At 73.6% G+C, this 26,199-nt stretch carries 29 protein-coding genes; 15 read left to right on the top strand and 14 right to left on the bottom strand.

Annotation, left to right across the window (positions count from 1 at the left end; translation table 11 throughout):
* Nucleotides 1–122 precede the first annotated feature (122 nt).
* Nucleotides 123–491, top strand: a complete 369-nt coding sequence (locus CCE01nite_RS15515; protein ID WP_034632319.1) for a hypothetical protein — start codon at nt 123–125, stop codon at nt 489–491.
* 22 nt (nt 492–513) lie between these two features.
* Here CCE01nite_RS15515 and CCE01nite_RS15510 read toward each other — a convergent pair whose 3' ends face one another.
* Entirely contained in the window at nt 514–2,013 is a 1,500-nt protein-coding gene (locus tag CCE01nite_RS15510) for a leucyl aminopeptidase (protein WP_034632314.1), read from the bottom strand.
* A gap of 125 nt (nt 2,014–2,138) precedes the next feature.
* On the opposite strand from CCE01nite_RS15510, the gene CCE01nite_RS15505 reads away from it, so the two are divergent.
* From CCE01nite_RS15505 to CCE01nite_RS15490, 4 genes are read left to right on the top strand one after another with little or no spacing between them, the layout of a single operon-like run.
* Nucleotides 2,139–2,495, top strand: a complete 357-nt coding sequence (locus CCE01nite_RS15505) for a hypothetical protein (RefSeq protein ID WP_052104283.1) — start codon at nt 2,139–2,141, stop codon at nt 2,493–2,495.
* Nucleotides 2,492–2,935, top strand: a complete 444-nt coding sequence (locus CCE01nite_RS15500) for a hypothetical protein (RefSeq protein ID WP_034632308.1) — start codon at nt 2,492–2,494, stop codon at nt 2,933–2,935. Before CCE01nite_RS15505 ends, CCE01nite_RS15500 begins: the two co-directional genes overlap by 4 nt.
* A gap of 51 nt (nt 2,936–2,986) precedes the next feature.
* The gene (locus CCE01nite_RS15495) at nt 2,987–4,045 is read left to right on the top strand and encodes a quinone-dependent dihydroorotate dehydrogenase (RefSeq protein WP_034632304.1); all 1,059 of its coding nucleotides are present in this window, start codon (nt 2,987–2,989) and stop codon (nt 4,043–4,045) included.
* Nucleotides 4,045–4,257 carry a hypothetical protein gene (locus CCE01nite_RS15490; protein WP_034632300.1) on the top strand — a complete coding sequence of 71 codons (213 nt, stop codon included), beginning with the start codon at nt 4,045–4,047 and terminating at the stop codon, nt 4,255–4,257. Before CCE01nite_RS15495 ends, CCE01nite_RS15490 begins: the two co-directional genes overlap by 1 nt.
* Nucleotides 4,258–4,284: 27 nt before the next feature.
* Here the strand turns inward: CCE01nite_RS15490 and yczR are convergent, their stop codons facing one another.
* Nucleotides 4,285–5,760, bottom strand: a complete 1,476-nt coding sequence (yczR, locus tag CCE01nite_RS15485) for a MocR-like transcription factor YczR (RefSeq protein WP_034632296.1) — start codon at nt 5,758–5,760, stop codon at nt 4,285–4,287.
* 60 nt (nt 5,761–5,820) lie between these two features.
* Between yczR and CCE01nite_RS15480 the strand changes: the two genes are divergently transcribed.
* On the top strand, nt 5,821–6,003 hold the full coding sequence (locus CCE01nite_RS15480; RefSeq protein ID WP_034632292.1) for a hypothetical protein: 183 nt from the start codon (nt 5,821–5,823) through the stop codon (nt 6,001–6,003).
* A 35-nt stretch (nt 6,004–6,038) separates the two neighbouring features.
* Nucleotides 6,039–6,707 carry a membrane protein YczE gene (yczE, locus tag CCE01nite_RS15475; RefSeq protein WP_307722746.1) on the top strand — a complete coding sequence of 223 codons (669 nt, stop codon included), beginning with the start codon at nt 6,039–6,041 and terminating at the stop codon, nt 6,705–6,707.
* A 78-nt stretch (nt 6,708–6,785) separates the two neighbouring features.
* Here yczE and CCE01nite_RS15470 read toward each other — a convergent pair whose 3' ends face one another.
* Nucleotides 6,786–7,796, bottom strand: coding sequence for an aldo/keto reductase family protein (locus tag CCE01nite_RS15470; RefSeq protein ID WP_034632289.1), 1,011 nt, complete (start codon nt 7,794–7,796; stop codon nt 6,786–6,788).
* Nucleotides 7,797–7,858: 62 nt separating this feature from the next.
* Complete coding sequence (locus tag CCE01nite_RS15465) at nt 7,859–8,452, bottom strand: DUF3043 domain-containing protein (RefSeq protein WP_034632286.1); 594 nt, start codon at nt 8,450–8,452, stop codon at nt 7,859–7,861.
* A gap of 32 nt (nt 8,453–8,484) precedes the next feature.
* Here CCE01nite_RS15465 and CCE01nite_RS15460 point away from each other — a divergent pair, with 32 nt between their 5' ends.
* Nucleotides 8,485–9,909 (top strand): dipeptidase, encoded by a 1,425-nt coding sequence (locus CCE01nite_RS15460; RefSeq protein ID WP_034632284.1) that lies wholly within the window; start codon nt 8,485–8,487, stop codon nt 9,907–9,909.
* A gap of 63 nt (nt 9,910–9,972) precedes the next feature.
* Here the strand turns inward: CCE01nite_RS15460 and CCE01nite_RS15455 are convergent, their stop codons facing one another.
* Genes CCE01nite_RS15455 through nadA form a run of 3 tightly spaced genes read right to left on the bottom strand, consistent with a single transcriptional unit; the run spans nt 9,973 to nt 12,351 of the window.
* Nucleotides 9,973–10,536 (bottom strand): acyl-CoA thioesterase, encoded by a 564-nt coding sequence (locus CCE01nite_RS15455; RefSeq protein WP_034632280.1) that lies wholly within the window; start codon nt 10,534–10,536, stop codon nt 9,973–9,975.
* A 4-nt stretch (nt 10,537–10,540) separates the two neighbouring features.
* Nucleotides 10,541–11,140, bottom strand: a complete 600-nt coding sequence (locus tag CCE01nite_RS15450; protein ID WP_034632274.1) for a DJ-1/PfpI family protein — start codon at nt 11,138–11,140, stop codon at nt 10,541–10,543.
* Nucleotides 11,137–12,351 carry a quinolinate synthase NadA gene (nadA, locus tag CCE01nite_RS15445; protein WP_034632271.1) on the bottom strand — a complete coding sequence of 405 codons (1,215 nt, stop codon included), beginning with the start codon at nt 12,349–12,351 and terminating at the stop codon, nt 11,137–11,139. Before nadA ends, CCE01nite_RS15450 begins: the two co-directional genes overlap by 4 nt.
* Before the next feature lie 41 nt (nt 12,352–12,392).
* On the opposite strand from nadA, the gene CCE01nite_RS15440 reads away from it, so the two are divergent.
* Both CCE01nite_RS15440 and CCE01nite_RS15435 read left to right on the top strand, forming a co-directional pair.
* Nucleotides 12,393–13,580 (top strand): glycerate kinase family protein, encoded by a 1,188-nt coding sequence (locus CCE01nite_RS15440; RefSeq protein WP_034632268.1) that lies wholly within the window; start codon nt 12,393–12,395, stop codon nt 13,578–13,580.
* A gap of 171 nt (nt 13,581–13,751) precedes the next feature.
* Nucleotides 13,752–14,102 carry a HesB/IscA family protein gene (locus CCE01nite_RS15435; protein ID WP_034632266.1) on the top strand — a complete coding sequence of 117 codons (351 nt, stop codon included), beginning with the start codon at nt 13,752–13,754 and terminating at the stop codon, nt 14,100–14,102.
* Nucleotides 14,103–14,253: 151 nt separating this feature from the next.
* Here the strand turns inward: CCE01nite_RS15435 and CCE01nite_RS22515 are convergent, their stop codons facing one another.
* Both CCE01nite_RS22515 and CCE01nite_RS15425 read right to left on the bottom strand, forming a co-directional pair.
* Nucleotides 14,254–14,613, bottom strand: a complete 360-nt coding sequence (locus CCE01nite_RS22515) for a sulfurtransferase TusA family protein (protein WP_307722745.1) — start codon at nt 14,611–14,613, stop codon at nt 14,254–14,256.
* Between the two features lie 6 nt (nt 14,614–14,619).
* On the bottom strand, nt 14,620–15,831 hold the full coding sequence (locus CCE01nite_RS15425) for a cysteine desulfurase family protein (RefSeq protein ID WP_141372716.1): 1,212 nt from the start codon (nt 15,829–15,831) through the stop codon (nt 14,620–14,622).
* A 210-nt stretch (nt 15,832–16,041) separates the two neighbouring features.
* Between CCE01nite_RS15425 and ctaC the strand changes: the two genes are divergently transcribed.
* Genes ctaC through CCE01nite_RS15410 form a run of 3 tightly spaced genes read left to right on the top strand, consistent with a single transcriptional unit; the run spans nt 16,042 to nt 19,123 of the window.
* Nucleotides 16,042–16,920 carry an aa3-type cytochrome oxidase subunit II gene (gene ctaC / locus CCE01nite_RS15420; protein WP_034633846.1) on the top strand — a complete coding sequence of 293 codons (879 nt, stop codon included), beginning with the start codon at nt 16,042–16,044 and terminating at the stop codon, nt 16,918–16,920.
* Nucleotides 16,917–18,728, top strand: coding sequence for an aa3-type cytochrome oxidase subunit I (gene ctaD / locus CCE01nite_RS15415; RefSeq protein WP_034633843.1), 1,812 nt, complete (start codon nt 16,917–16,919; stop codon nt 18,726–18,728). The genes ctaC and ctaD overlap by 4 nt, the downstream gene beginning before the upstream one ends.
* Nucleotides 18,725–19,123: a cytochrome c oxidase subunit 4 gene (locus tag CCE01nite_RS15410; RefSeq protein ID WP_034633840.1), complete on the top strand. Its 399-nt coding sequence runs from the start codon at nt 18,725–18,727 to the stop codon at nt 19,121–19,123. Before ctaD ends, CCE01nite_RS15410 begins: the two co-directional genes overlap by 4 nt.
* 281 nt (nt 19,124–19,404) lie before the next feature.
* Here CCE01nite_RS15410 and CCE01nite_RS15405 read toward each other — a convergent pair whose 3' ends face one another.
* The 5 genes from CCE01nite_RS15405 to ctaE all read right to left on the bottom strand — a co-directional run bounded on the left by CCE01nite_RS15405 (nt 19,405) and on the right by ctaE (nt 24,463).
* Complete coding sequence (locus tag CCE01nite_RS15405) at nt 19,405–20,031, bottom strand: superoxide dismutase (protein WP_034633838.1); 627 nt, start codon at nt 20,029–20,031, stop codon at nt 19,405–19,407.
* A gap of 131 nt (nt 20,032–20,162) precedes the next feature.
* On the bottom strand, nt 20,163–21,944 hold the full coding sequence (qcrB, locus tag CCE01nite_RS15400; RefSeq protein ID WP_034633836.1) for a cytochrome bc1 complex cytochrome b subunit: 1,782 nt from the start codon (nt 21,942–21,944) through the stop codon (nt 20,163–20,165).
* Entirely contained in the window at nt 21,941–22,975 is a 1,035-nt protein-coding gene (qcrA, locus tag CCE01nite_RS15395; RefSeq protein ID WP_034633834.1) for a cytochrome bc1 complex Rieske iron-sulfur subunit, read from the bottom strand. Before qcrA ends, qcrB begins: the two co-directional genes overlap by 4 nt.
* Nucleotides 22,976–22,977: 2 nt before the next feature.
* Nucleotides 22,978–23,763, bottom strand: coding sequence for a cytochrome bc1 complex diheme cytochrome c subunit (gene qcrC, locus CCE01nite_RS15390; protein WP_034633831.1), 786 nt, complete (start codon nt 23,761–23,763; stop codon nt 22,978–22,980).
* Nucleotides 23,764–23,824: 61 nt separating this feature from the next.
* Nucleotides 23,825–24,463 carry an aa3-type cytochrome oxidase subunit III gene (ctaE, locus tag CCE01nite_RS15385; protein WP_034633829.1) on the bottom strand — a complete coding sequence of 213 codons (639 nt, stop codon included), beginning with the start codon at nt 24,461–24,463 and terminating at the stop codon, nt 23,825–23,827.
* Between the two features lie 235 nt (nt 24,464–24,698).
* Here ctaE and CCE01nite_RS15380 point away from each other — a divergent pair, with 235 nt between their 5' ends.
* A complete protein-coding gene (locus CCE01nite_RS15380; RefSeq protein WP_034633826.1) occupies nt 24,699–25,139 on the top strand; it encodes a DNA-binding transcriptional response regulator in 441 nt (146 codons plus the stop codon).
* Complete coding sequence (gene trpD / locus CCE01nite_RS15375; RefSeq protein WP_034633823.1) at nt 25,136–26,182, top strand: anthranilate phosphoribosyltransferase; 1,047 nt, start codon at nt 25,136–25,138, stop codon at nt 26,180–26,182. Before CCE01nite_RS15380 ends, trpD begins: the two co-directional genes overlap by 4 nt.
* Nucleotides 26,183–26,199 lie beyond the last annotated feature (17 nt).

Below are 26,199 nucleotides of genomic sequence, written 5' to 3'. Positions count from 1 at the left end.
GACACGGTGTGACGCTCGGAACAGACATCCCATGACTCGGGGCGGCCCTGAGCGGGCCGGCCGTCACCAGACCTTCACCGCGCTCCCGGCCGGCGCCCAGGTCCGGCCGCTACCCTCCACGGATGGGCCTGTTCTCACGCCGCCGTCGCCGCTCACCGGGGAGCGAGGAGGCCGCACCCACCGGGCGCGCCGCGCAGCAGGCCACGGTCGCGCACTTCCGGGAGTTCATCGACACCCGCGTCGGCGTCGAGGGCTACGTCGAGCCGCAGACGAACGTGACGCAGACGACGCTCATGCTCATCGCGACCACGGGTGAGTGGACGCGTCGCCGCGTGCCCGACGCACGCGCAGCGCACGAGCTCGCGCGCGGCCTGGGCATCCCGGTCTACGACGTGCAGCGCACCGGTTACCCGCAGCGGATGCGCGACTGGAACTCCCGCCAGCGCATCGAGCGCCGGCGCGAGAACGCGCGCGAGGCCGGGCTGCACTGACCCGGCCCCGCGCGCGGGTGGCTCAGCGGCCCGCGCGTGCCCGCTGCTCGAGGAACGCCAGCATCGTGCGCACACCGACGCCGGTGCCGCCGACGGGCGTGTACCCGTGGGCGGACTTCTCGTTGAACGCCGGCCCGGCGATGTCGAGGTGGGCCCACGGCGTGCCGCCGGTGAACTCCTGCAGGAAGATGCCCGCGGTCAGCATCCCGCCGAACCGGTCCCCGATGTTGGCGAGGTCGGCGACCTTGGACTTGAGGCCGGCGCGCAGGTCCGCCGGGAGCGGCATGGGCCAGAACAGCTCGCCCGAGCCCTCGGCGGCGGCGGTGACCTCGCCGCGCACCGCGTCGGTGCCCATGACCGCGGAGACGCGGTTGCCGAGCGCGATCATCTGCGCGCCGGTGAGCGTCGCGATGTCGAGCACGACGTCGGGCTTCTCCTCGATCGCGGCGACGAGGCCGTCGGCGAGCACGAGACGGCCCTCGGCGTCGGTGTTGAGGACCTCGACGGTCTTGCCGCCGCGGATCGTCAGGACGTCGGACGGGCGCTGCGCGGTGCCCGACGGCATGTTCTCGGCGAGGCACAGCCAGCCGGTGACGGCGACGGGGAGCTCGAGGCGCGCGGCCGCGAGGACCGTGTGCAGCACGGCGGCGGCGCCCGCCATGTCGGACTTCATCGCCTCCATGCCGGCGGCGGGCTTGATCGAGATGCCGCCCGAGTCGAACGTGATGCCCTTGCCGACGAGCGCGACCTTCGCGGCCGGCTTCGACGGGGCGTAGGCGACCTTGACGAGGCGCGGGCCCCGCACCGAGCCGAGCCCGACGCCGAGCAGGCCGCCGTAGCCGCCGGCCGCGAGCGCCTTCTCGTCGAGCACCGTGACCTTGACCGAGCGCGAGCCGGCGTCCTTGGCGGCGGCCTTCGCGAGGTCGGCGAACGCGGCCGGGAACAGGTCGTTGGGGGCCGTGTTCACGAGGTCCCGCACGCCGTGCACGGCCTCCGCGAGCACCTCCGCCCGTGCGAGCGCGGCCTTGGCGGCACGGTCGCGGACGAGCGGCGTCACGACCTGCAGCGTCGCGACCGGTGCGGCCTTCGCGGCGGCGTCGGCGGGGCGGTAGCGCGTGTAGGAGTACGCGCCGAGCAGCGCGCCCTCGGCGACGGCGGCGAGCGACTCGACGTCGGCCGCGGGCAGCGCCACGGCGACGGAGCCGACGCCGGCGAGCTCGCGGGTCGCCGCGCCCGCGGCACGCCGCAGCGCCTCGGGGGTCACGGCGTCGAGCGCGCCCACGCCGGTGAGCACGAGGACCTTCGCGGCGAGCCGGCCCGCGGTGGGCAGCCGCCGCACCTCGTCCTGGTCGCCCGTGATGCCGAGCGCGACGGCGTGCGCCGTCACCTCGGTGCGCACGTCCTGGGGGAGCGCGTCGGGGTCGAGCAGCCGCGGACCCTGGTCGGTCCGGGCGACGGCCACCACGAGGGCGTCGACGTCGAGGTGGGCAGGGTCCTGGGAGGTGAGGGTCGCTCGGGGCACGCGTCGATGGTAGACCGCACCCCCCGACAGCCCCCGCCGACCGCGCCGACCCTGCCGACCCCGGCACGAGCTGCCCGCCGGGCCCCACCGGTGCCGGTGCGGCGCGGCGGGTAGCGTGGTCGCCCGTGCCAGGACCTCTCACCGCGCTGGTCGCGGCCACGTCGCTCGCGCTCGCCGCGTGGGCGCTGTGGTTCGTCGTGCGCGACCGTGCCGTGATCCTGCGACAGCTCTGGGGCGGTGCCGTCGTCGTCGGGCTGCTCGTCGTCCAGGCCGTGGTGGCCGGGGTGCTCCTCGCGCAGGGCGCCGCGTCGCCCGACGCCGCGCTGTTCTGGGGGTACGTGCTGACGCAGCTCATCCTGCTGCCGCTCGCCGCCGCGTGGGCGTTCGCGGAGCGCACGCGGTGGAGTTCGGTCGTCCTGCTCGGGGCCGCGCTGACCGTCGCGTTCCTCGAGCTGCGCCTCGTCCAGATCTGGGCCGCATGAGCGCCGCGCCGTCCGGCCGCCGCGACGAGCGGCCCGCGAGCACCGCCACCGGCCCCGGGCGCGCGCTCGTCGCGGTCTACGGGATCTTCGCCCTGGCCGCGAGCGCCCGCGCGGGCTACCAGATCGCCACGAAGCTCGACGAGGCGCCGCTCGCGTACGGGCTCTCGGCCCTCTCGGCGCTCGTCTACGTCCTCGCGACGGTCGCCCTTGCCGGGGGCGGCGGGCGCTGGCGCACGGTCGCCTGGCTCGCGGTCGGGATCGAGCTCGTCGGCGTGCTCGCGGTCGGGACGCTCTCCGTGCTCGACGCCGGGGACTTCCCGGACGAGACGGTGTGGTCGGCGTTCGGGCAGGGGTACGGCTACGTCCCGCTCGTGCTGCCGTTCCTCGGGCTCGCCTGGCTGTGGCGCACCCGCGCCGGCACGGGTCCGGCCGCCGCCTGAACCGCGGTCCCTGCCGTCGGCGCGCGTGCCGCGGCGGCTAGGTTGTCAGCCGTGTACAGCCTCCTGTTCCGTCTCGTCCTGCGCCGCCTGGACCCTGAGCGGGCGCACGAGCTCGCGTTCGCCCTCATCCGGCTCGTCGGGGAGCTGCCGCCGCTGCGCGCGCTCGTCGGCCGGCTCTCGGCCCCGCCCCGGAGCGCGGCGGTCACGGTCCTGGGCCGGACGTTCCCCGCACCGTTCGGGCTCGCCGCGGGCTTCGACAAGAACGCCCGCGCGGTGCGCGGGCTGGTGATGCTCGGGTTCGGCTTCGTCGAGGTCGGCACGGTCACGGCGCAGGGGCAGGCAGGCAACGACAAGCCCCGGCTGTGGCGGGTCGTCGGGCTGCGCGCGCTGCGCAACCGCATGGGCTTCAACAACGAGGGGTCGGCCGCCGTCGCGCTGCGCCTGCGCCGGCTGCGCGCGACCCCGGCGGGCCGGGCGCTCGTCGTGGGCGTGAACATCGGCAAGACCAAGGTGACCCCGGCCGAGGACGCGCCGGCCGACTACGCGACGAGCGCGGGGCGGCTCGCGCCGTACGCCGACTACCTCGTCGTCAACGTGTCCTCGCCGAACACGCCCGGCCTGCGCGACCTGCAGTCGGTCGAGGCGCTGCGCCCGATCCTGCAGGCCACGCGCGCCGCCGCCGACGAGGCCACGGAGCGGGCCGGCCGGCCGCGCGTCCCGCTCCTGGTCAAGATCGCCCCCGACCTGTCGGACGACGACGTCGACGCCGTCGCGGACCTCGCGCTCGAGCTGGGCCTCGACGGCGTGGTGGCGGTCAACACGACGATCGCGCACGACCTCGGGCCCGGCGGCCTGTCCGGCCCACCCGTCCTCGAGCGCGGCCTCGACGTCGTGGCCCGCCTGCGCACGCGGCTCGGCCCCGACCCCGTCGTCATCGGCGTCGGCGGGATCACGACCGCGGCGGACGCGCGCGAGTACCTCGCCGTCGGCGCGACGCTCGTGCAGGGGTACACCGGGCTGATCTACCGTGGCCCCTTCTGGGCCGCGGGCATCAACCGCGCGCTGGCAGCCGACGCCGCGCGCGCCGCGGCACGTGCGGGAGGCAGCTGATGGTGGTCCGGCCGCAGTGGGAGTGGACGTTCGACGACGCCGACGGCGGGCGCCTCGACCGCCCGACCAGCCCGGCGTTCACGAACCAGTACGACGCCGAGCAGTGGCTCGGCGAGCAGTGGCGCGCGCTCGCCGCCGGCGGGGCGCACGTCGCCCAGCTGCTGCACGACGGCACGCCCGCGACGCCGCCGCTCGTCCTGCACGTCCCCTGACGCGCGCGGCCCGGTGCGCCGGGCGGGTCAGACCATGGCCTGCACGGGCGCGGAGCGGCGGGCATCCTGCGGCGTGCCGAGGGCGGCCCACGCCGCCGCCAGGCCGCGCACGCCGTTCTCCAGCACGTCGAGCGGCTCGCTGAACGTGAGGCGCAGGTGGCGCTCGAAGCCGCCGTCGACCGCGAACGCCGGACCGGGCAGCACGCGCACGCCGTGGCGGACCGCGAGCGCCGTGAGCGCCGACGCCACGGGCGCCCCGAGATCCGGCCACAGCGACAGCCCGCCCGCGGGCACGGGCACCTGCCACGACGGGATCTGGTCCGCGAGCAGCGCGACGAGCCGGTCCCGCCGCTCCCGCAGCGCGGTGCGCCGCCCGGGCAGGATCTCCTCGCGGCGCGCGAGAAGCTCGGCGGTCACGAGCTGCTCGAGGACGGCGCTCGCGATGTCGACGTGGCCGCGCAGCACCGCGAGCCGGGACACGAGGTCGGGGTGCGCGCGGATCCACCCCACGCGCAGGCCGCCCCAGTAGGTCTTGGACGCCGACCCGACCGACACGACGAACCCCGAGCCGGCACCGGCCCCGGCGAACGGCGCGGGCTCGGGGCCGTCGAGCGTGAGGTCGGTGAGCGCCTCGTCCCCGACGACGACCGTGCGGTGGCGCCGGGCGAGCGCCCGGACGCGCTCGCGGGCCGCCGGGTCGAGGGTCGTCCCGGTCGGGTTGTGGTGGTCGGGGATGAGGTAGACGAGCCGGGGCGACACCTGGCGCAGGGTGGACTCGAGCAGGTCGACGTCGACGCCGCCGGACGGCCCGCTGCTCAGCGGCACCGGGACCGGCCGGCCGCCTGCGGCCCGCACGGTGTCGATCGCGTGCGGGTAGGTGGGGTGCTCGACGACGACGCGGTCACCCGGGCCGACGTGCGCGTGCACGAGAAGGTTGAGCGCGTGCTGTGCGCCGCTCGTGACGAGGACCTGGTCGGGCGTCGTCGGGGTCCCGCGCTCGGTGTACCGGGCCGCGATCGCCTCGCGCAGCACCTGGAGCCCGAGCGGCTCGTAGCCCCGCCCCGCGAGGTAGCGGGGGAGCGCGTCGAGCGCGGTCACGTACGCGGGGTGCAGGGCGGACGGCGCGGGCGGCGCGGCGATCGACAGGTCGGCGACGTCGGGCTGCGCGGGGCGCACGACGACCGGCGCGTGCACGCCCTGGGCGCCCGACGCGGGCAGCGTCGTGACGGTCCCGGACCCCTGGCGGCTCACGAGGAAGCCCTCGTCGCGCAGGGTCCGGTACGCGGCGGTCGTCGTCGTGCGCGAGACGCCGAGCGCCTCGGCGAGCTCGCGCTCGCTCGGCAGCCGGGTGCTCAGCGGCAGCGACCCGGCGTGCATCGCGGAGCGGACGCCGTCGGCCAGCGCGGCGTAGGCGGGCCCCGGGCGCTGCCACGAGCCGAGCAGCCGGGCGAGGCCGCTCGCGGAGAGTCGGCGGTCGCTCGGGAGGTCGTCTGCAACGGTCATGAGTCCACCTTCCCCCAAGTGGCTATTGATGACAATGCCAACGCGCGATTGGCTATGTCCATGGTCCTCTTCACCGTGCTCGTCGCCGTCACCGCCCTCCTCGCCCTCGTGCAGCTGCCCGCCACGCTCCGGGGCGACGGAATCGGCCACCGCCCGCCGCCCGCCGCCGAGCCCCACTGGGCCGAGGGCACCGCGCTCGCCGCCGGGCTGCCGAGCGGCCCCCGGATGCGCGGCCTGGTGTGACGGTCCGCACCGCGCCGGGCGACGGTGCGGTGCCGGTGGGGCCGCCTGACGGGACGCCGACCACCGGTCCCGGCTCGGGACCGGCAGCGGCCGACCGCCCCGAGCTCCTGCCGACGACGCGCCGCGCGCGCCGGTACGTCCAGCTGATCGTCGGCCTCGTGCTCTACGCCCTCTCGATCACGCTGCTCGTCCGTGCCGGCCTCGGCTCGACGCCGTGGGACGTGCTCTCGCAGGGGATCTCGCGCCGCACCGACCTGTCGTTCGGGACGATCACGGTGCTCGTGAGCGTCGTCGTGCTGCTGCTGTGGGTCCCGCTGCGTCAGCGGCCCGGGATCGGGACCGTCGCGAACGTCGTCGTCATCGGCGCGCTCGTCGACCCCTTCCTCGCCCTGCTCGCCCGCCTGCCCGAGCCGCTCCCGCTCGCCGCCCGCATCGGGCTCGTCGTCGCGGGGATCGTGCTCAACGGGCTCGCGACCGCGCTGTACGTCGGCGTCCGGCTGGGTCCGGGGCCCCGGGACGGGCTCATGACCGGGCTCGTCGCCCGCACCGGGGGCTCGACGCGGCTCGTGCGCTCGTCGATCGAGGTCGTCGTGGTGACCGCGGGCTGGCTGCTCGGGGGGACGGTCGGCCTCGGCACGCTCGCCTATGCGCTCGCGATCGGCCCCGTCGTGCACCACCTGCTGCCGCGGCTCACCGTCCGATGACGCCCGCGCCGCCCGGGCACTCCCGGCCCGGCGCACGACGGCCCGCCCTCCGCACCGGAGGGCGGGCCGTCGGCGTGCTCAGCGGGACTTCGGGGAGCTCTTCGCCGTCTCCGCGGGGTCCGAGATGACCGAGTCGCCGAGGATCTCGTCGATCCGGTTCAGCAGCTCCGACGGGATCTCGACGCCGGACGCTTTGACGTTCTCCGTGACCTGCTCGGGCCGCGACGCCCCGATGATCGCCGCCGCGACGTTCTCGTTCTGCAGCACCCACGCGACCGCGAGCTGCGCGAGCGAGAGCCCGAGCTCGTCCGCGACGGGGCGCAGGTCCTGGACGCGCTGGAGCACCTCGGGCTTGTCGAGGAAGCGCGCGATCATCTTCGCGCCACCCTTCTCGTCCGTCGCGCGCGAGCCCTCGGGCAGCGGCTGACCCGGCAGGTACTTGCCCGTGAGCACGCCCTGCGCGATCGGCGACCAGACGATCTGCGAGACGCCCAGCTCGGCCGACGCGGGGACGACCTCGCCCTCGATGACCCGGTACAGCGCCGAGTACTGCGGCTGGTTCGAGATGAGCTGGAACCCGAGGTCCTTCGCGAGCGCGTGGCCCGCGCGGATCTGGTCGGCGGTCCACTCGCTCACGCCGATGTACAGCGCCTTGCCCGAGCGCACGACGTCGGCGAACGCCTGCATCGTCTCCTCGAGCGGCGTCGAGTGGTCGTAGCGGTGCGCCTGGTACAGGTCGACGTAGTCGGTGCGCAGGCGCTCGAGGGAGCCGTCGATCGACTCGAGGATGTGCTTGCGCGAGAGGCCCGAGTCGTTGGGGCCCTGCGGGCCGGTGGGCCAGTAGACCTTCGTGAAGATCTCGAGCGACTGCCGGCGCTGACCCTTGAGCGCCTTGCCGAGGACCTTCTCGGCCCTCGTGTTGGCGTACACGTCCGCGGTGTCGAACGACGTGATGCCGGCGTCGAGCGCGGCGTGCACGCACGCGAGCGCGGCGTCCTTCTCGACCTGCGAGCCGTGCGTCAGCCAGTTGCCGTAGGTGATCTCCGAGATCTTGAGCCCGGAGCTTCCGAGGGAGCGGTAGTTGACCATTCCGTCACCCTACGGGCGCGCGTCACGACCGGCCCGGCCGGCGGTACGCGCTCGCGCCGGCGTCAGGAGGGGTACTGGCCGTGCTTCACCTGGGGCTTGGGCAGTCGCGAGGGGCGGATCTGGAACACGCGCAGGACCGCGTACATCGCCGTCCCGCGCACGACCACGTGCTCGCCGAACTTCGCGCCCAGGCGCTTCTTGAGGCCGCGCCACATCAGGTAGGCGTCGAGCAGCATCACGAGGCTGAACGCGTACAGCGCGATGAGGACGACGAACGCGGCGTTCGGGTTGACCTGCGCGAGCACGATCTGCAGCACGAGCATCACGAGCGCGACGGGCAGGAACATCTCCCCGAGGTTCCAGCGGGCGTCGACGTGGTCGCGGATGTAGCGGCGCACCGGGCCCTTGTCCTTCTCGGGCAGGAAGCGCTCGTCGCCGGTCTGCAGCGCCTGGTACTGCCGGTCGCGCGCGGCCCGCTGCTCGAGGCGCGCGGCCTTCGCCGCACCCTTGCGGTCGGCCGGGACGAGGGGGCGGCGGTTCGCCGACTCGGCGACCTTGCGGCGCGGCGTCGGACGTCCCTTGCCCGCGCGCACCTCGTCCTCCGGCGTGGGGGTCGTGGGGGAGGCGGGGCCCTGGTCCTTGCTGCGTCCGAACACCCGTCCAGGGTAGTCGAGTAGCGTGCTGGTCCGTGACGAACGACTCCACGACGCCCGCCGGCCCCACCCCCGCCGGCTCCCCGCTCACGACCGACCCGGTCGAGCCCCTGCGGACCCGCACCGCGCGCGAGTTCCCGCGCCTGCGCGCCGACCTCGAGGACCTCGTGCGGATCCCGAGCGTCTCGAACGCCGAGTTCGACCAGGCGCACGTCGCGGCGAGCGCCGACGCGGTCGCCGCCCTCCTGCGCGACGCGGGGCTCGACGACGTGCAGGTGCTGCGCGTCGACGGGCCCGACGGCCGCCCGGGCGCACCCGCGGTGGTCGCCCGCCGGCCCGCACCGGCCGGGGCGCCCACGGTCCTGCTCTACGCGCACCACGACGTCCAGCCCCCGGGCGACGACGCCGCGTGGTCGAGCGCGCCGTTCGAGCCGACCGAGCGCGACGGGCGCCTCTACGGGCGCGGGGCCGCCGACGACAAGGCCGGCGTCATCGCGCACCTCGGGGCGCTGCGCGTGCTCGGCGACGACCTCGGGGTCGGCGTCACGGTGTTCGTCGAGGGCGAGGAGGAGATCGGCTCGCCCACCTTCCTGCCGTTCCTGACCGCGCACCGCGACGAGCTCGCGGCGGACGTCATCGTCGTCGCGGACTCGAGCAACTGGCGCATCGGCGTCCCGGCGCTCACGACGTCGCTGCGCGGGCTCGTCGACCTCGAGGTCGAGGTCACGGTGCTCGAGCACGCCGTGCACTCGGGCATGTACGGCGGCCCGGTGCTCGACGCGGTCACGCTCCTCGCCCGGCTGATCGCGACGCTGCACGACGACGCGGGCGACGTCGCCGTGGCCGGCCTGGCGAGCGCCCCGGACCCGACCGTCGACTACGACGAGGCCGCGCTGCGCGCCGACGCGTCCGTGGTCGAGGGCGCGCAGCTCGCCGGCACCGGCCCGCTCACGGCCCGCCTGTGGACGCGGCCCGCGCTCTCGGTCATCGGGCTCGACGCGCCCAGCGTGACCCGGGCGTCGAACACCCTGACCCCGACGGCGACCGCGAAGCTCAGCCTGCGCATCCCGCCCGGTCAGGAGCCCGCCGCGGCACTCGCCGCGCTCCGCGAGCACCTGTACGCGCACGCCCCGCTCGGCGCCCGCGTGACGGTGCGCGACGGCGAGCTCGGCCGCCCGTTCCAGTCGCCGCAGGACTCCGAGGCGATGCGCGCGGCACGCTGGGCGTTCGCGCAGGCCTGGGGCACCGACCCGGTCGACGTGGGCGTCGGCGGCTCGATCCCGTTCATCGCCGAGCTCCTCGAGGTCTACCCGGACGCCGCGATCCTCGTGACCGGCGTCGAGGACCCGGACAGCCGTGCGCACGGGATCGACGAGTCGGTGCACCTCGGCGAGCTCGAGCGCGTCGTCCTCGCGGAGGCCCTGCTGCTCGACCGGCTCGCGCGCGACGCCCGCGGCTGACCCACGCCCGACCCGTGCCGGCCGGACCGTCCGGTCACCGGGCGGTCCGGCGGCGACGCGCCGTCAGACCGCCCGGTGCGCCAGGTCGAGCGCCCGGGACCACGTGACCACGGCCTCGGGCAGCGGCGGGCTCACGGGGTCGAGACCGAACAGCTCGGCGACCTCCGGCGACGGGACCGTTCCGCCGCTGCGGGCCAGGAAGCGCGCGACGACCCACGCCTCGGCGACGACCTCGACGGCGCCGTCGCGCCCGGTCCGCTCGAAGCGCTGGTCGAGGTAGATGACCCGCTCGTCCCACCCGAGCACGCGCGTGACGATCGTGAACCGCTCCCAGAGCGTCATCGAGCGGCGGAACCGGATCGACTCGCCGACCACGACCGGGAACCAGCCGCGGGCGTCGAGCGCCGACTGCGCACCCGAGCGCAGCGTCATGTCGACGCGCCCGATGTCGAGCAGCGTCAGGTACGACCCGTTGTTGACGTGCCGCAGCAGGTCCAGGTCGTTGGGCATGACGCGCAGCGTCGTGCGGTACTCCCCGAGCGGGGAGCCGGGCGTCGGCGCGGACGGCGTGTGCGAGGACCGCCGTGCCCGCAGCCACACGAGCAGCAGGCGCAGGTACCGGTTCACCGCGTCAGACCGGGGGAGCGGGGTCGTACTGGATGCCGCGGCGGACTGCGCGCGCCTCGTCCACGGAGTCGAGCCGCGCCACGAGGTGCAGCGCCATGTCGATGCCCGCGGACACGCCCGCGGACGTGACGACGTCGCCGTCGTCGACGAAGCGTGCCTCGGCGTCGATGAGGACCGTCGGGTCGAGCTGCGCGAGCTCGTCGAGCGCGCTCCAGTGCGTCGTGGCCGGGCGGCCCGAGAGCAGACCCGCCGCGGCGTACACGAGCGCGCCGGTGCACACGCTGGTCAGGAGCGCGGTCGTGGACCGCAGCCGGCGGACCCACGCGAGGTGCTCGGAGTCCTTCGCGAGCGGGCGCGTGCCCTTGCCGCCCGGGTAGACGACGACGTGCAGCGGTCCGACGTCCTCGGCGGAGTGGTCCGGGACGAGCCGCAGGCCCTTCGCGCAGCGCACCCCGTTCCCGTCGCGGGAGAACGTCACGACCTCGGGCTTGAGCTCGGAGTGCTGCGCCCACCAGGCCAGCACCTCGTAGGGCCCGACGACGTCGAGCTCCTCGGCGTCGTCGAACACGAAGATGCCGACCCGGACCGGGCTCTGGGTGCTCATGCGCCGTACCCCGGCAGCGCGAGCATCTGGTCGAGCGCGACGCGCGCCCAGTGGGCGTCGTCCGCGTCGACGACGATGCGGTTGACGACGCGGCCGGCCACGAGCGACTCGAGCGTCCACACGAGGTGCGGCAGGTCGATGCGGTTCATCGTCGAGCAGAAGCACACCGTCGAGTCGAGGTAGTGCACCTGCTTGTCGGCGTGCGCGCGGGCCAGGCGCCGGACCAGGTTGAGCTCGGTGCCGATCGCCCACGACGACCCCGGCTCCGCCGCGGCGAGCGCCTGGATGATGTACTCCGTCGAGCCGACCATGTCCGCCGCGGTCACGACCTCGTGCTTGCACTCGGGGTGAACGAGGACGTGGACGCCGGGGACGGCGGCCCGGATGTCGGTGACGTTGCGCTCGGAGAACCGGCCGTGCACCGAGCAGTGCCCGCGCCACAGGATCATCCGCGCGTCCTTGAGCTGCTGGGCGGTGAGCCCGCCGTTCGGCCGGCGCGGGTCGAACACCACGCAGTCGTCGAGCGAGAGCCCGAGCTGGTTGACCGCGGTGTTGCGGCCGAGGTGCTGGTCCGGCATGAACAGGACCTTGCCCGTGCCCTCGACCCCGCCGACCTTGTCGAACGCCCAGCGCAGCGCGACGTGCGCGTTCGACGACGTGCAGACCGTGCCGCCGTGGCGCCCGGTGAACGCCTTGATCGCCGCCGTGGAGTTCATGTAGGTCACCGGGACGGTGTCCTCGGCGACGCCGGCCTCGACGAGCACGTCCCACGCGTCCTCGACCTGGTCGATCGCCGCCATGTCGGCCATCGAGCAGCCCGCCGCGAGGTCCGGGAGCACGACCTGCTGGGCGTCGGACGTGAGGATGTCCGCCGACTCCGCCATGAAGTGCACGCCGCAGAACACGATGAACTCGGCCTCGGGGCGGGCCGCCGCCTCGCGCGCGAGCTTGAACGAGTCGCCCGTGACGTCCGCGAGGTCGATCACCTCGTCGCGCTGGTAATGGTGCCCGAGCACGAACGCCCGGTCGCCGAGCGCGGCCCGCGCCGCGTGCGCGCGCTCGACGAGGTCGGGGTCGCTCGCCGCGGGCAGCGCCCCGACGCACTCGACGCCGCGCTCGGAGGCGAGGTCCACCCCGCGCCCGAGGAGCAGCAGCGCCGACGGGGCGGGCTCGGCGAACGTGGCGTCCTGCGGCGGTGTCGTGAGGCTCACGGCGCGATCTTCCCACAGCGCACCGTGACAGGATCGGCGGCGTGCGCGTGCTGATCGCCCCCGACGACTTCGGCGGGACCCTCACGGCCCAGGAGGCCGCGACCGTCCTGCGCGACGGCTGGCTGCGTGCCGCCCCGGGGTCGGACGTCCGGCTGTGCCCGCTGTCCGACGGCGGCCCCGGGTTCCTCGCGACGCTGCGGGCGAGCCTCGGCGGGGAGCTGCTCTCGGTCACGGTCCGCTCGCCGCTCGGGGAGCCGGTGCCCGGTGCGGTGCTCGTGGTCCCCGGCGCGGAGGGCCGCCCGGTGACCGCGTACGTCGAGTCGGCGCACGCCGCGGGTCTCGCGCTCGTGCCGCCCGGGCGCCGCGACCCCGCGGTCACGAGCACCTGGGGCGTCGGCGAGCTGCTGCGCGCGGCGGTCGCGTCGGGGGCGCGGCGCGTCGTCGTCGGGCTCGGCGGCTCCGCGACGAACGACGCGGGCGCCGGCATGCTCGCCGCGCTCGGCGTCGGCGGTCCGCGCTCGCCGCTCGCGCACGGCGGCGGGGACCTCGGCGACATCCTGGCCGACGACCTCGGGGCGCTCGCCGACGTGCGCGCGGACCTCGTCGGCGTCGAGCTCGTCGGCGCCTACGATGTCGACGTCCCGCTCCTCGGCCTGCACGGCGCGAGCGCCGGCTTCGCCGCGCAGAAGGGCGCGACGCCGGTGCAGGCGCAGGAGCTCGAGCGGGCGCTCGGGCACTTCGCGCACGTCGCGGTCGGCGCGCTCGCCGGTGCGGTTCGGCCCGACCTGCTCGCGGGTGCCCGGTCGTCGGCCCCCGTCGCGCGGCTCGCCGCGCAGCCCGGCGCGGGAGCGGCCGGGGGGCTCGGCTTCGGGCTCGCGCTCCTCGGCGCGCGGCTGCTGCCGGGGTCGGCGCTCGTGGCCGACGCCGTGGGGCTCTCCGACCGCATCGCCGACGTCGACGTCGTGCTCACGGGGGAGGGGCGCTTCGACTGGCAGTCGCTGCACGGCAAGGTCGTCGCCGCGGTCGCCGCGCGTGCGCTGCCGCTCGCGGTGCCCACGGTCGTGCTCGCGGGGCAGGTCGACGTCGGGCGGCGCGAGTGGGGCGCGGCCGGGATCGCCGCCGCCTACGCCGTCGCCGAGACGCCCGAGCAGGTGCGGGAGTCGCTCGCCGACCCCGCCGGGACGCTCGGGCGCCGGGTCGAGCGTGTCGCCCGCACCTGGGCGCTGTGACCCGGCGCCGGCCCTCGGCTGCCCACGCCGGGTGCCTCACCCGGGACGCGGGCAGGACGCCTGCAGGGCGCGGCGTACGCTGAGGGAACAAGACGCGGCGGCGGGCTGTTGACGACGCTGACGAGAGTGCTGAGCACCACTCGACCTTTCCTCGAGGCACGGGAGCAACCAATGAGCGAGACCACCGAGACCGCGACGCACGGCGTCCTCCTCACCGACGTCGCCGCGGGCAAGGTCCGCAGCCTGCTCGAGCAGGAGGGGCGCGACGACCTGCGTCTGCGCGTCGCCGTCCAGCCCGGCGGCTGCTCGGGCCTGATCTACCAGCTCTACTTCGACGAGCGCGTGCTCGACGGCGACGCCCTCAAGGACTACGACGGCGTCGAGGTCGTCGTGGACCGCATGAGCGTCCCCTACCTCGACGGCGCGACGATCGACTTCGCCGACACCATCGAGAAGCAGGGCTTCACGATCGACAACCCGAACGCGGGCAGCTCGTGCGCGTGCGGCGGCTCGTTCGGCTGAGCCGACCGCTCGCAGGTCGACCGCAGGATCGGCAGGGCCCGGCACCCGTGGGGTGCCGGGCCCTGCTGCGTCCGGGGAGCGCGCTCGCTCCGCCGCGCAGGTGCAGCGCCCGCGACCGCGACCGCGGCCCACGAGCGCGCCACCTGACGGGTCAGGCCGTCGTGCCCACACGGACGGAGATGGCGAGCGCGCCGTCGGGCTCCTCACGGGACGCCACGACCGTGTGCCCGCGGAGCCGGGCCCACGCCGGCACGTCGTGCCGCGCCGCGGGATCCGTCGACACCACCGTGAGGACCGCGCCGGGGACGGCGTCGCGCGCCGCCCGGGCCAGCCGGATCACGGGCAGCGGGCAGCGCAGCCCACGGGCGTCGACGACGACGCCCTCCGGGCGACCGTGCGTGTGCGGGCCGTCGACATCCTGGCGACCGTGCGTCCGCGGGCCGTCGCCGTCCGGCCGGTCGTCCTCCGGCCGGTCGTCCCCCGGGTCTCCCAGGAGCCCGCCCCCGCCCACCGGGTCTCAGAGCCCCTCGACGCCGAGCACGGCGCGCACGCGCGCCACTGCGCCGGGCAGCACCGCGAGGAACCGCTCGACGGCGTCGTCGGTCACGTCCACCGGCAGCGCGAGGCGCACGTTGCCGTGCGTCAGGACCCCCATCGCGGCGAGCACGTGGCTCGGCTCGAGCGCGCTCGACGTGCACGCGGAGCCGGAGCCGACGGCGAAGCCCAGCCGGTCGAGCTCGGTGACGAGCGACTCACCGTCGACGTAGAGGCACGAGAACGTCACGACGTGCGGGAGCCGCCGGTCCGGGTCGCCCACGACCTCGACGTCGGGCACGTCCGCCGCGACGCGCGCCCGGACCCTCTCCACGAGCGTGCGGCGCCGCACGTCCTGCGCGTCGCGGTCGGCGAGCGCCGACTGCAGGGCGACCGCGGCGGCCAGCGCGGCCGGGACGCTCACGCCGCCCGGGAACCAGCGGTCGTCGTCCTCGGGCCAGCTCGGGGCACGGCGCACCCCCGCCCGCGTCACGACGACCCCGACGCCGGCCGGGCCCCCCCAGTCGCCGGGGTCGGCGGCCAGCACGTCCCACGCGCCCGGCACGGCGACGTGCCCGAGGCTCGCGCCCGCGTCGACGAGCAGCGGGACGCCGGCCTCGCGCGCGGCCTCGTGCACCTCCTCGACGGGCTGCACGGTGCCGACCTCGCCGTTCGCGTGCTGCAGCGCCGCGAGCGCGACGCCGGGGGAGCGGAGCGCGGCGAGGTAGGCGTCGAGGTCGACGCGGCCCTCGCGGTCGACCCCGACCACGACCCGCGAGCCGGCGCCCGCCGTCCACGGCTCCGCGGCGGCGAACTCCGCGGCCGACAGCACCGCCGCGCGCTCGGTGGCGCCGACCACGACGTCGCGCCCCGAGCGCCGCCGGCCGCGCGCCACGGACAGCACGGCGCCGTGCAGCCCTGCGGTGTGCGAGGGCGCGAGGTCGACCTCCTCGGTCCGGGCGTCGACCTCCGCGGCGATCGCCTCCCGCGCGCCGTCGAGCAGGAGCCGTGCCCGCCGGCCCTCCGCGTGCAGGCGGCGCGGGTCGGCCCAGCCCTGGTCGAGCGACTCGTCGAACGCCGCGCGGGCCTGCGGGCCCAGCGGCGCGCGGCCGCCGGCGTCGAGGAACACCCGGGGCGCGGACGTGGGATGTGTCACACCCGCAGCCGGGCCGCCGACCGGTCCAGGTGCTCCCATCTGCGTGCTCACCCGCGCACGCTAGCGCGCCGGGCCCCGAGCGGCCTCGCGGGGGCCCCGTCCGATGCTGACGCGGTGTCGTCATGCGGCTCCTCCGGAGCGAATCCCCGCCGCACAGGCGATAGGCTTCCCGGGAATGAGGACGAAGGTCCCGGGAAACCTCCGCCAGCACCCGGCGGCGTGCGCCGGGACGTGAGTGAGAGGTCCCGCGTGCACTCGCAGAATCCCCGCCGGCACCAGCGGCCCGCCGTGAGGTGGGCGACCCTGGTCGCCGTCGTGTCCATCGCCCTGGCGGGCTGCTCCGCCGAGGTCCAGCGCGGCTGGCTGCCCGGCAGCTCCGAGGCGGAGGTGACCGACCACACCGGCCGGATCACGAACCTCTGGGTCGGCTCCTGGATCGCCGCGCTGATCGTCGGCGTCATCACGTGGGGCCTGATGCTCTGGTGCATCACGGTCTACCGGAAGCGCAAGAACGACAACACGCTGCCGGTCCAGCTGCGCTACCACGTGCCGCTCGAGGTCATGTACGTGATCCTCCCGCTGATCATGGTCGGCGTGCTCTTCTACTACACCGCGCGTGACATGTCGGCGATCACCGACGTCAGCGAGGAGCCGGACCTCACGGTCCACGTCATCGGCAAGCAGTGGAGCTGGGACTTCAACTACGTCGACGACCAGGTCTACGACACCGGCCAGCAGGCGCAGGACATCGGCGAGCCGGGCGTGCTCGCCGAGCAGCCGACGCTGTACCTGCCGGTCGACGAGACGGTCCGCTTCGAGCTCGACTCGCGCGACGTCAACCACTCGTTCTGGATCCCGGTGTTCCTCTACAAGCTCGACGTGATCCCGGGCTTCACGAACGAGTTCCAGGTCACGCCGCAGGAGGTCGGGGAGTACACCGGCAAGTGCGCCGAGCTCTGCGGCGAGTACCACGCGTCGATGCTGTTCAACGTCAAGGTCGTCGAGCGCGACGAGTACGACGCGCACATCGAGGACCTGCGCGAGCGGGGTCAGACGGGCGAGCTGGGGCTGGAGTACAGCCGCGTCCAGGACCTCGACACGCCGACGAGAAGGAGCCAGGGCTCATGACCGCCACCGCCGAGCGGATCCCCGGTCTGGCGCCGCGTCGCCAGACCCTCGGTCGGACCGTCATCAAGTGGGTGACGTCGACCGACCACAAGACGATCGGGTACCTGTACCTGATCTCGTCGTTCGTCTTCTTCTGCATCGCCGGCGTCATGGCGCTGCTGATCCGCGCCGAGCTGTTCGAGCCCGGCATCCAGGTCGTGCAGACGCCCGAGCAGTACAACCAGCTGTTCACGATGCACGGCACGATCATGCTGCTGCTCTTCGCGACGCCGCTGTTCGCGGGCTTCGCGAACGTGATCATGCCGCTGCAGATCGGTGCCCCCGACGTCGCGTTCCCGCGGCTCAACATGTTCGCGTACTGGCTGTACCTGTTCGGCGGGCTCATCGCGGTCGGCGGCTTCCTGACCCCGCAGGGCGCGGCGTCGTTCGGCTGGTTCGCGTACACGCCGCTGTCGACGACCGCGTACTCGCCGGGCCTCGGCGGTGACCTGTGGGTCTTCGGCCTCGCGCTCGGTGGTTTCGGCACGATCCTCGGCGCCGTCAACTTCATCACCACGATCGTCTGCATGCGCGCACCGGGCATGACGATGTTCCGGATGTCCGTGTTCACCTGGGGTGTGCTCGTCACGAGCCTGCTCGTGCTCATGGCGTTCCCGCCGCTGGCGTCCGCGCTGCTCGCGCTCGGCGCGGACCGGCGGCTCGACGCCCAGGTGTTCAACCCCGAGAACGGGGGAGCGATCCTCTGGCAGCACCTGTTCTGGTTCTTTGGGCACCCCGAGGTGTACATCATCGCGCTGCCGTTCTTCGGCATCGCGTCCGAGATCATCCCGGTGTTCAGCCGCAAGCCGATCTTCGGCTACAAGGGCCTGATCTACGCGTTCTTCGCGATCGCCGCCCTTTCCGTGACCGTGTGGGCGCACCACATGTACGTCACCGGCGCGGTGCTGCTGCCGTTCTTCGCCCTCATGACGATGCTCATCGCCGTGCCCACCGGTCTGAAGTTCTTCAACTGGATCGGCACGATGTGGCGCGGGAAGATCACGTTCGAGACCCCGATGCTGTGGACGCTCGGCTTCCTCGTGACATTCCTCTTCGGCGGCCTGACGGGCATCATCCTTTCCAGCCCGGCCCTCGACTTCCACGTCTCCGACACGTACTTCGTCGTCGCGCACTTCCACTACGTCGTGTTCGGCACCGTCGTGTTCATGATGTTCGCGGGCTTCTACTTCTGGTGGCCCAAGTTCACGGGCCGCATGCTCGACGAGCGCCTCGGCAAGGTGCACTTCTGGCTGCTGTTCGTCGGGTTCCACCTGACGTTCCTCGTGCAGCACTGGCTCGGCGTCGTCGGCATGCCGCGCCGATACGTGGACTACTCGCCCGAAGACGGGTTCACGTGGATGAACCAGCTCTCCACCGTCGGCTCGGTGGTGCTCGCGGCCTCGACGCTGCCGTTCCTCTGGAACGTCTACGTGACCTGGCGCAAGGCGCCGCTCGTCGCCGTCGACGACCCGTGGGGCTTCGGCGGCTCGCTCGAGTGGGCCACGAGCTGCCCGCCGCCGCGGCACAACTTCACGTCGCTGCCGCGCATCCGGTCCGAGCGTCCCGCGTTCGACCTGCACCACCCCGAGGTCGCCGCGCTCGACCAGGCGGCGCCCGACCAGAACATCCTCGACGAGCTGCTCGGCGAGGCCGACCTCACGGGGCAGAAGGAGCTGGCGGACGAGCGGGTGCGCAACGGCACCGGTGAGCCCGAGCAGTCGAGCACGACCGTGCTCCCCGACGAGAAGGACCAGGAGGGCCCCCGGTGAAGCTCGAGGCCAAGCTCTTCCTCTACGGGATCCTGTTCTTCGTCCCGGTCGGCGTCATCTACGCGCTGTGGAGCGACGGCGAGCCGGTCGGCACGCTCGGCATCCCGCTCGTGGGTGGGCTCGTCGGGATGATCGGCGGCTACCTCGCGCTCCTGGCGCGGCGCATCGACGCCCGTCCGGAGGACGACCCGCTCGGAGAGATCGAGCAGGGTGCCGGCGACCAGGGAGTGTACAGCCCGTGGAGCTGGTGGCCGCTCGCCATCGCCCTCGCCGCGGCCCTCGTCTTCGCCGGGCTCGCGCTGGGCTGGTGGCTCGTCGGCCTCGGCATGGTCCTCGGGCTCGTCGCGCTCGTCAGCTTCGTCTTCGAGTTCTCCCGCGGCCAGCACGCGCACTGACCGCACGCGGGCGCGAGCCAGCCGACGTCGAGGCAGCAGCCGCTGCACGCTCAGCCACGAGAGCGCCGGTACCCACGGGTACCGGCGCTCTCGTCGTCGTGCACGTCGCGTGCTGCGGGACCGGCGGGGCCGTCCGTGGTCCCCGCCCCGCCTTCGACGGGAACGGGACACGCACGCAGTGGGGCCGGGGCGCGACGTCGCGCTGAGACGGCCCGGAGACGACTCCGGCCGGCACCAGGTCACGAGGACCCGGAACCGGCCGGAGAGGAGCGCAGGAGCCGTCAGGCGGGGACGATGAGCCCCGCGGTCTGGGCCCGCGCACGAGCGAGGCGCTCGCCGGCGTCGGCCCAGTTGACGATGTTCCACCACGCCGCGATGTAGTCGGCGCGGACGTTCAGATAGTCCAGGTAGTACGCGTGCTCCCAGACGTCGAGCATGAGCACCGGCACGAGGCCGAGGGCGATGTTGCTCTGCTGGTCGTAGAGCTGACCGACGACGAGCTTCTGGCCGATCGAGTCCCACGCCAGGATCGCCCAGCCGGAGCCCTGCACCCCGGCCGCGACGGCGGCGAAGTGCTTCTGGAAGCCGTCGAACGAGCCGAAGAACTCGTCGATCGCCGCGGCGAGCTCGCCCGTGGGCGCACCGCCGCCGTCGGGGGAGAGGTTGTTCCAGAAGACCGTGTGGTTCACGTGGCCGCCGAGGTTGAACGCGAGGTTCTTCTCGTGCAGGTTGACCGTCGCCAGGTCGCCGCTCTCGCGCGCCTCGGCCAGCTTGGCCAGCGCGGTGTTCGCGCCGGTCACGTACGCCGCGTGGTGCTTGTCGTGGTGCAGCTCCATGATCTTGCCGGAGATGTGGGGCTCGAGCGCCGCGTAGTCGTACGGGAGGTCGGGAAGTGTGTAGTCAGCCATAGGTGGTGCCTCTCCTGCGTCAGGCCGCGGCGGACCGCGGCGTCGTCGGGTGCTCCGTCAGATACATATCGAGAGGGCGCCGCGCCCTGGGGGTGCGGCGCCCTCTCGGTACGACCAACTCTTGCGCGGGCTCAGCGATTCCGCGCGTCCGTCTCGGGGTTGCCGGTCTCCGGCTCGACGAGGTGCTGACCGCCGCCGACGGCGCCGGTGGCCGAGCCCTCCTGCGAGCCCGACCCGCCGGTCGCGGTGCCGACGAGACGGGTGCTCTCGTTGCGCTCCGGTGCCGCGATCGTGTCGTGCTCGCCGTGCGAGTGCGCCGCAGCCAGCTCGGCCGGGGTGACGGGCTCGACGCGGTCCTCGTAGAAGAGCCGCGACAGGCGCTGCAGGAGGCGGTCACGCCCGTAGCCCTTGCGACGCACGCCGCGCGAGTCCTCGGCCGGCTCGATCTCGAGCGGACGACGGGCCTCGTGCTGCACGAGCAGCCAGCGCTCGTGCTCGTCGAGCGGACGGTGGACCTCGATGTACTCGCCGTGCGCGAAGCGGACGATGCGGCCCGTCTCGTGCCCGTGGAGCACCAGCTCGCGGTCCTTGCGCTGGAGGCCGAGGCAGATGCGCTTCGTGATCCAGAACGCCAGCACCGGCAGGACGAAGAACAGGACGCGGAAGACCTCGATGATGTCGTTGATCGACATCGAGAACTGCGCGCCGATGATGTCGTTCGACCCGGCGAGGACCAGGACGGTGAACGCCGTGAGGATCGCGACGCCCATCGCGGTGCGGAACGGGGCGTTGCGCGGGCGGTCGAGCACGTGGTGCTCGCGCTTGTCACCGGTCGCGGCGGCCTCGACGAACGGCCACACCGCGAGCACGGTGAACAGGATGCCCGGGACGACGACGGCGGGGATCAGGACGTTGAGCGACAGCGTGTAGCCGCCGATGACCCACTCGGTGCCCGCACCGGGCATGAGCCGCAGCGCGCCCTCGAGGAACAGCATGTACCAGTCCGGCTGGGCGCCGGCGGACACGGGGGAGGGGTCGTACGGCCCGTAGTTCCACACCGGGTTGATCGTCATCGTCGCGGCCATGAGCGCGATCACGGCGAAGACCAGGAAGAAGAAGCCGCCGGCCTTGGCGGTGTACGTCGGGAACAGCGGGTAGCCGACGACGTTGGTGTCGGTCCGGCCCGAGCCCGGGTACTGCGTGTGCTTGTGCAGCACGACGAGCAGCAGGTGGAGCCCGACGAGCGCGAGGATGAGGCCCGGCACGAGCAGGACGTGCACCGTGAACAGGCGCGGGATCAGGTCCTGGCCGGGGAACTCGCCACCGAAGATGAAGTACGACAGGTAGCTGCCGATGATCGGGATCGACCGCACGACACCGTCGGTGATGCGCAGGCCGTTGCCCGAGAGGACGTCGTCCGGGAGCGAGTAGCCCGAGAAGCCGGCGGCGAGGCCGAGGATCAGGAGCACGAAGCCGACGACCCAGTTGATCTCGCGCGGCTTGCGGAACGCGCCGGTGAAGAACACGCGCATCATGTGCGTGACGATCGCGGCCATGAACAGCAGCGCCGCCCAGTGGTGGATCTGGCGCATGAGCAGGCCGCCGCGGACCTCGAACGACAGGCGCAGCGTCGAGGCGAAGGCCTCGGACATCTCCACGCCGTTCATCGCGGCCCAGGGGCCCTCGTAGTGCGTCTCGGCCATGCTCGGCACGAAGAACATCGTGAGGAACACGCCGGAGATGATGAGCACGACGAGGCTGAAGAGCGCGATCTCGCCGAGCAGGAACGACCAGTGGTCGGGGAAGATCTTGCGCGCGAACGTCTTGACCGCGGTGCCGATGCCGGTGCGCTGGTCGAGGTAGTCCGCGGTGGCGCCGGCAGCGGCGCCCGTGCGGGTCGTGGTGGTACTCACTTGAGGCGCTCCCAGTAGCTCGGACCGACAGGCTCGTGGAAGTCGGACTGCGCGACGATGTAACCCTCGTCGTCGACCTCGATGGGCAGCTGAGGCAGCGGCCGGTTGGCGGGACCGAAGACGACCTTGGCGCCGTCGGCAACGTCGAACGTGGACTGGTGGCACGGGCAGAGCAGGTGGTGCGTCTGCTGCTCGTAGAGCGCCACGGGGCACCCGACGTGGGTGCAGATCTTCGAGAAGGCGACGATGCCGTCGTACGACCAGCCCTCGCCCTGCTCGGACCGCAGGTCGCGCGGGTCCATCCGGATGAGCAGCACGACGGCCTTGGCCTTCTCGTCGAGCGGGTGCTCGGCCTCGTGCAGGTCCTCGGGGATCACGTGGAAGACCGACCCGATGGTCACGTCGGCGGCCTTGATGGGCTCACCCGACGGGTCGAGGGCGAGCTTCGTGCCCTTCTTCCACCACGTGTGCTTGAACTTGGAGACGTCCCAGTCCTCGCCGACCTCGCCGATGAGCGGCAGGGCGATCGTGAGCGGGAAGATGGCGAGCGCCGAGGCGAACGCGCCCTTGAGCACGCCGCGACGGCCGATGCCGGAGTCCTCGGCGCCGTCCTTGAGCGCCTGGATCGCGCCCGCACGGTTCTCGTCGGAGCTGCGCTGCGGGTGACGCTCCTCGGCGCGCTCGTGGTCGTTCATGAGCGCCTTCGCCCAGTGCACCGCGGCCGCGCCGATGCCGAACAGGCTCAGGAACAGGCCGAGGCCGAGGAAGAAGTTGGAGCGCTGCATGCTCTCCGGCGTGTCACCCAGCGGCACCACGAAGTACGCCGCGATGAAGACGATCGTGCCGAGCAGGGAGACGAGGAAGAGCGCGACGATCTGGCGCTCGGCCCGCTTGTTCGCGGCCGGGTCGACGTCGCCCAGGCGCGGGCGGTGCTCCTCGAGGCCCGGGTTCTCGAAACGGTCCGGGTAGTGCCCGCCGTCACGGTGGACCTCGACGGCCTCGGTGTTCCCGGGAACCGGGTTGTGCTGCATGCTCACGAGGACCTCGCTCCGATCCAGACGGACGTACCGATCAGCAGGCCGATGCCCACGAGCCAGATCCACACGCCCTCACTGACGGGGCCGAGCGATCCGAGCTTGATGCCACCGGGGGACGGCTCACGCTGCGCGTCGATGTAGGCGATGATGTCGCGCTTCTCCTCGGGGGAGAGGTTCGCGTCGTTGAAGACGGGCATCGACTGCGGGCCGGTGAGCATGGCCTCGTAGATGTGCCGGGGCGACGTCTCGACGACCGACGGGGCCCACTTGCCCTCGGAGAGCGCGCCGCCTGCGCCGACCGCGTTGTGGCACATCGCGCAGTTCGTGCGGAAGAGGGCCATGCCGTTGGCGACATCACCCGCGGCCGGGTCCACCATCTCCTCGCTCGGCACCGACGGGCCGGCACCCAGCGAGGCGACGAACGCCGCGAGCTGCTCGACCTGCTCGTCGGTGAACTGCACCTCCTTGGCCGGCGCCTGCGGGCCGTTGGCCTGCATCGGCATGCGGCCGGTGCCGACCTGGAAGTCGACCGAGGCCGCTCCGACGCCCACGAGCGACGGTGCTGCGTCCGTGCCCTCCGCCGACGGGCCGTGGCACGTCGCGCAGTTGGCCTGGAAGATCTTCTCGCCGGTGGCGATGTCGTCGCTGCCTGCCGCGGCCGGCGCGGCGTCGGCCACCTGCGGTGCGAGGACCGCGTACAGCCCTCCGGTGAGCAGCAGCGCCAGCAGGAGCAGCACGGCCGGTGCGTACCGGTGGTGCCTGCGGGCTGCGAGTGCCTTCACGAATCGATCCTCGTCTCGCACGTTGGGGAAGGGTGGAACCGCGCGCCGCTGCCCGGAGGCGTCAGCGCAGGAGGTAGATGACCGCGAACAGCGCGATCCAGACGACGTCGACGAAGTGCCAGTAGTACGACGTCACGATCGCGGTGGTCGCCTCGTGGTGACCGAACCGCTTGGCGGCGAACGAGCGGCCGAGCAGGAAGAGGAAGGCGATGAGGCCGCCGACGACGTGCAGGCCGTGGAAGCCGGTCGTGAGGTAGAAGACCGAGCCGTACGGGCTCGACGCGATCGTCAGGCCCTCGTGGACGAGCTCGGCGTACTCGTACACCTGGCCGCCGATGAAGATCGCGCCCATCACGTACGTGAGCGTCATCCACTCGTTCATGCCCCAGCGGCCGACCTGGAGGAGGCTGCCGGTGCGCGCGGGCTGGAAGCGCTCGGCCGCCCAGACGCCCATCTGGCACGTCACGGACGACAGGACCAGGACCGCGGTGTTGATCGCGGCGAACGTGAGGTTGAGCTTCTGCGTCTGCTCGGCCCACTCGTCGGGCACCGTCGCCCTGAGCGTGAAGTACATCGCGAACAGGCCCGCGAAGAACATGAGCTCGCTGGCCAGCCACACGATCGTCCCCACGGAGACGGGGTTGGGCCGGTTCACGCTCACGTGGGGTGCGGTGCGAGGGGCAGCCGTTGCAGTCGACACCTGTTCATTATGGCTGATGACGCTCGCGCATGGGTCGTTGGACCCATCGGCGGGGAGCGGTATATGTCACAGCGTCACTTCGGTGCGGTCACGGCGCGGGGTCCGCGCGGTGTCGCGCGCGTCGGACGGGTGACCGCACGACGGCGCACGGACGGGCGCGGCGAGCCTGCACAGCGGTGCCGCCGACGTGCCAAGATGCCGGAGCACGCACGTCGACGACGAATGAGGACGCACCATGGTCACGGCCGACCCGCACGGAGCTGACGCGACGGACGAGCGCGAGCGCGCGCCCCGGATCCTCCTCTACAGCGACGACGTGGACACGCGCCAGCAGGTGCTGCTCTCGGTGGGTCGCCGCCTGCGCCGCGGCGCCCCCGACATCGCCTGGGTCGAGGTCGCGACGCCCGCGGCGGTCCTGAGCCAGGTCGACGGCGGCGGGTTCGACCTGCTCGTGCTCGACGGCGAGGCGGCGAAGGCCGGCGGCATGGGCATCGCCCGCCAGCTCAAGGACGAGATCTTCCGCTGCCCCCCGATCCTGCTGCTCACCGGCCGCCCCCAGGACGCGTGGCTCGCGTCGTGGTCGCAGGCCGACGCCGTGCTCAGCCGGCCGCTCGACCCGATCGACGTCCAGCGCGTCGTGGCCGAGCTGGTCGGTGCCGCGGCGAGCGCCGGATGAGCGGGGAGCACACCTGGTCCGACCTGCTCACGGCCCTGGTCCAGGGCCGTGACCTGACGCGCGAGCAGGCCGCCTGGGCGATGGGCGAGATCATGGCCGGCGGCGCCTCGCCCGCGCGGGTCTCGGCGTTCCTGGTCGGGCTGCGCAGCAAGGGCGAGACGGTCGAGGAGTTCCGTGCGCTCGCCGACGTCATGCTCGCGAACGCGCACCGCTTCACCGTCCCCGGCCGGTCGGTCGACATCGTCGGCAGCGGCGGCGACCGCACGCACACCGTCAACATCTCGACGATGGCCGCGATCGTCATCGCGGGTACGGGCCTGCGCGTCGTGAAGCACGGCGGGCGGGCGGCGTCGTCGTCGTCGGGCTCCGCGGACGTGCTCGAGGCGCTCGGCATCCGGCTCGACCAGCCCGTCGAGCGGGTCGCCGGGCTCGTGACCGAGGTCGGCATCACGTTCTGCTTCGCGCAGGTCTTCCACCCGTCGATGCGGCACGCCGCGGTCGTCCGCCGCGAGCTCGGCATCGCCACCGCGTTCAACTTCCTCGGGCCCGTGACGAACCCGGCGCAGCCCGCCGCGAGCGCGATCGGGGTGGCCGACGCCCGGATGGCCGGCCTCGTGGCGGGCGTGCTCGCCGCGCGGGGCTCGAGCGCGCTGGTGTTCCGCGGTGACGACGGGCTGGACGAGCTCGCGCCGACCGGTCCCGCCCGGGTGTGGGAGGTGCGCGCCGGCGACGTCGTCGAGCACCGGCTGGACCCGGCCGCCGACCTCGGTCTGACGCCCGTCACGATCGCTGACCTGCGCGGGGAGGACGCCGCGTTCAACGCCGGCGTCGTGCGGCAGGTCCTGGCGGGCGAGCCGGTCGCGTCGCGCGAGACGGTCCTGCTCAACGCCGCGGCGGGGATCGTCGCCGACGGGACGCTGCCCGGCACAGGCGAGGGTCCGCTCGTCGAGCGGCTGCGCGCGGGCATGGAGCTCGCGCGCCGCGCGGTCGACGACGGGGCGGCGGCTGCGGTGCTCGAGCGCTGGCGGGCCGCGGCGGTCTGAGCGTCGCCCGGGCACGT

It is taken from the genome of Cellulomonas cellasea (assembly GCF_006538745.1).
Taxonomy (GTDB): domain Bacteria; phylum Actinomycetota; class Actinomycetes; order Actinomycetales; family Cellulomonadaceae; genus Cellulomonas_A; species Cellulomonas_A cellasea.
This window is presented reverse-complemented; position numbering and strand designations above follow the sequence as displayed.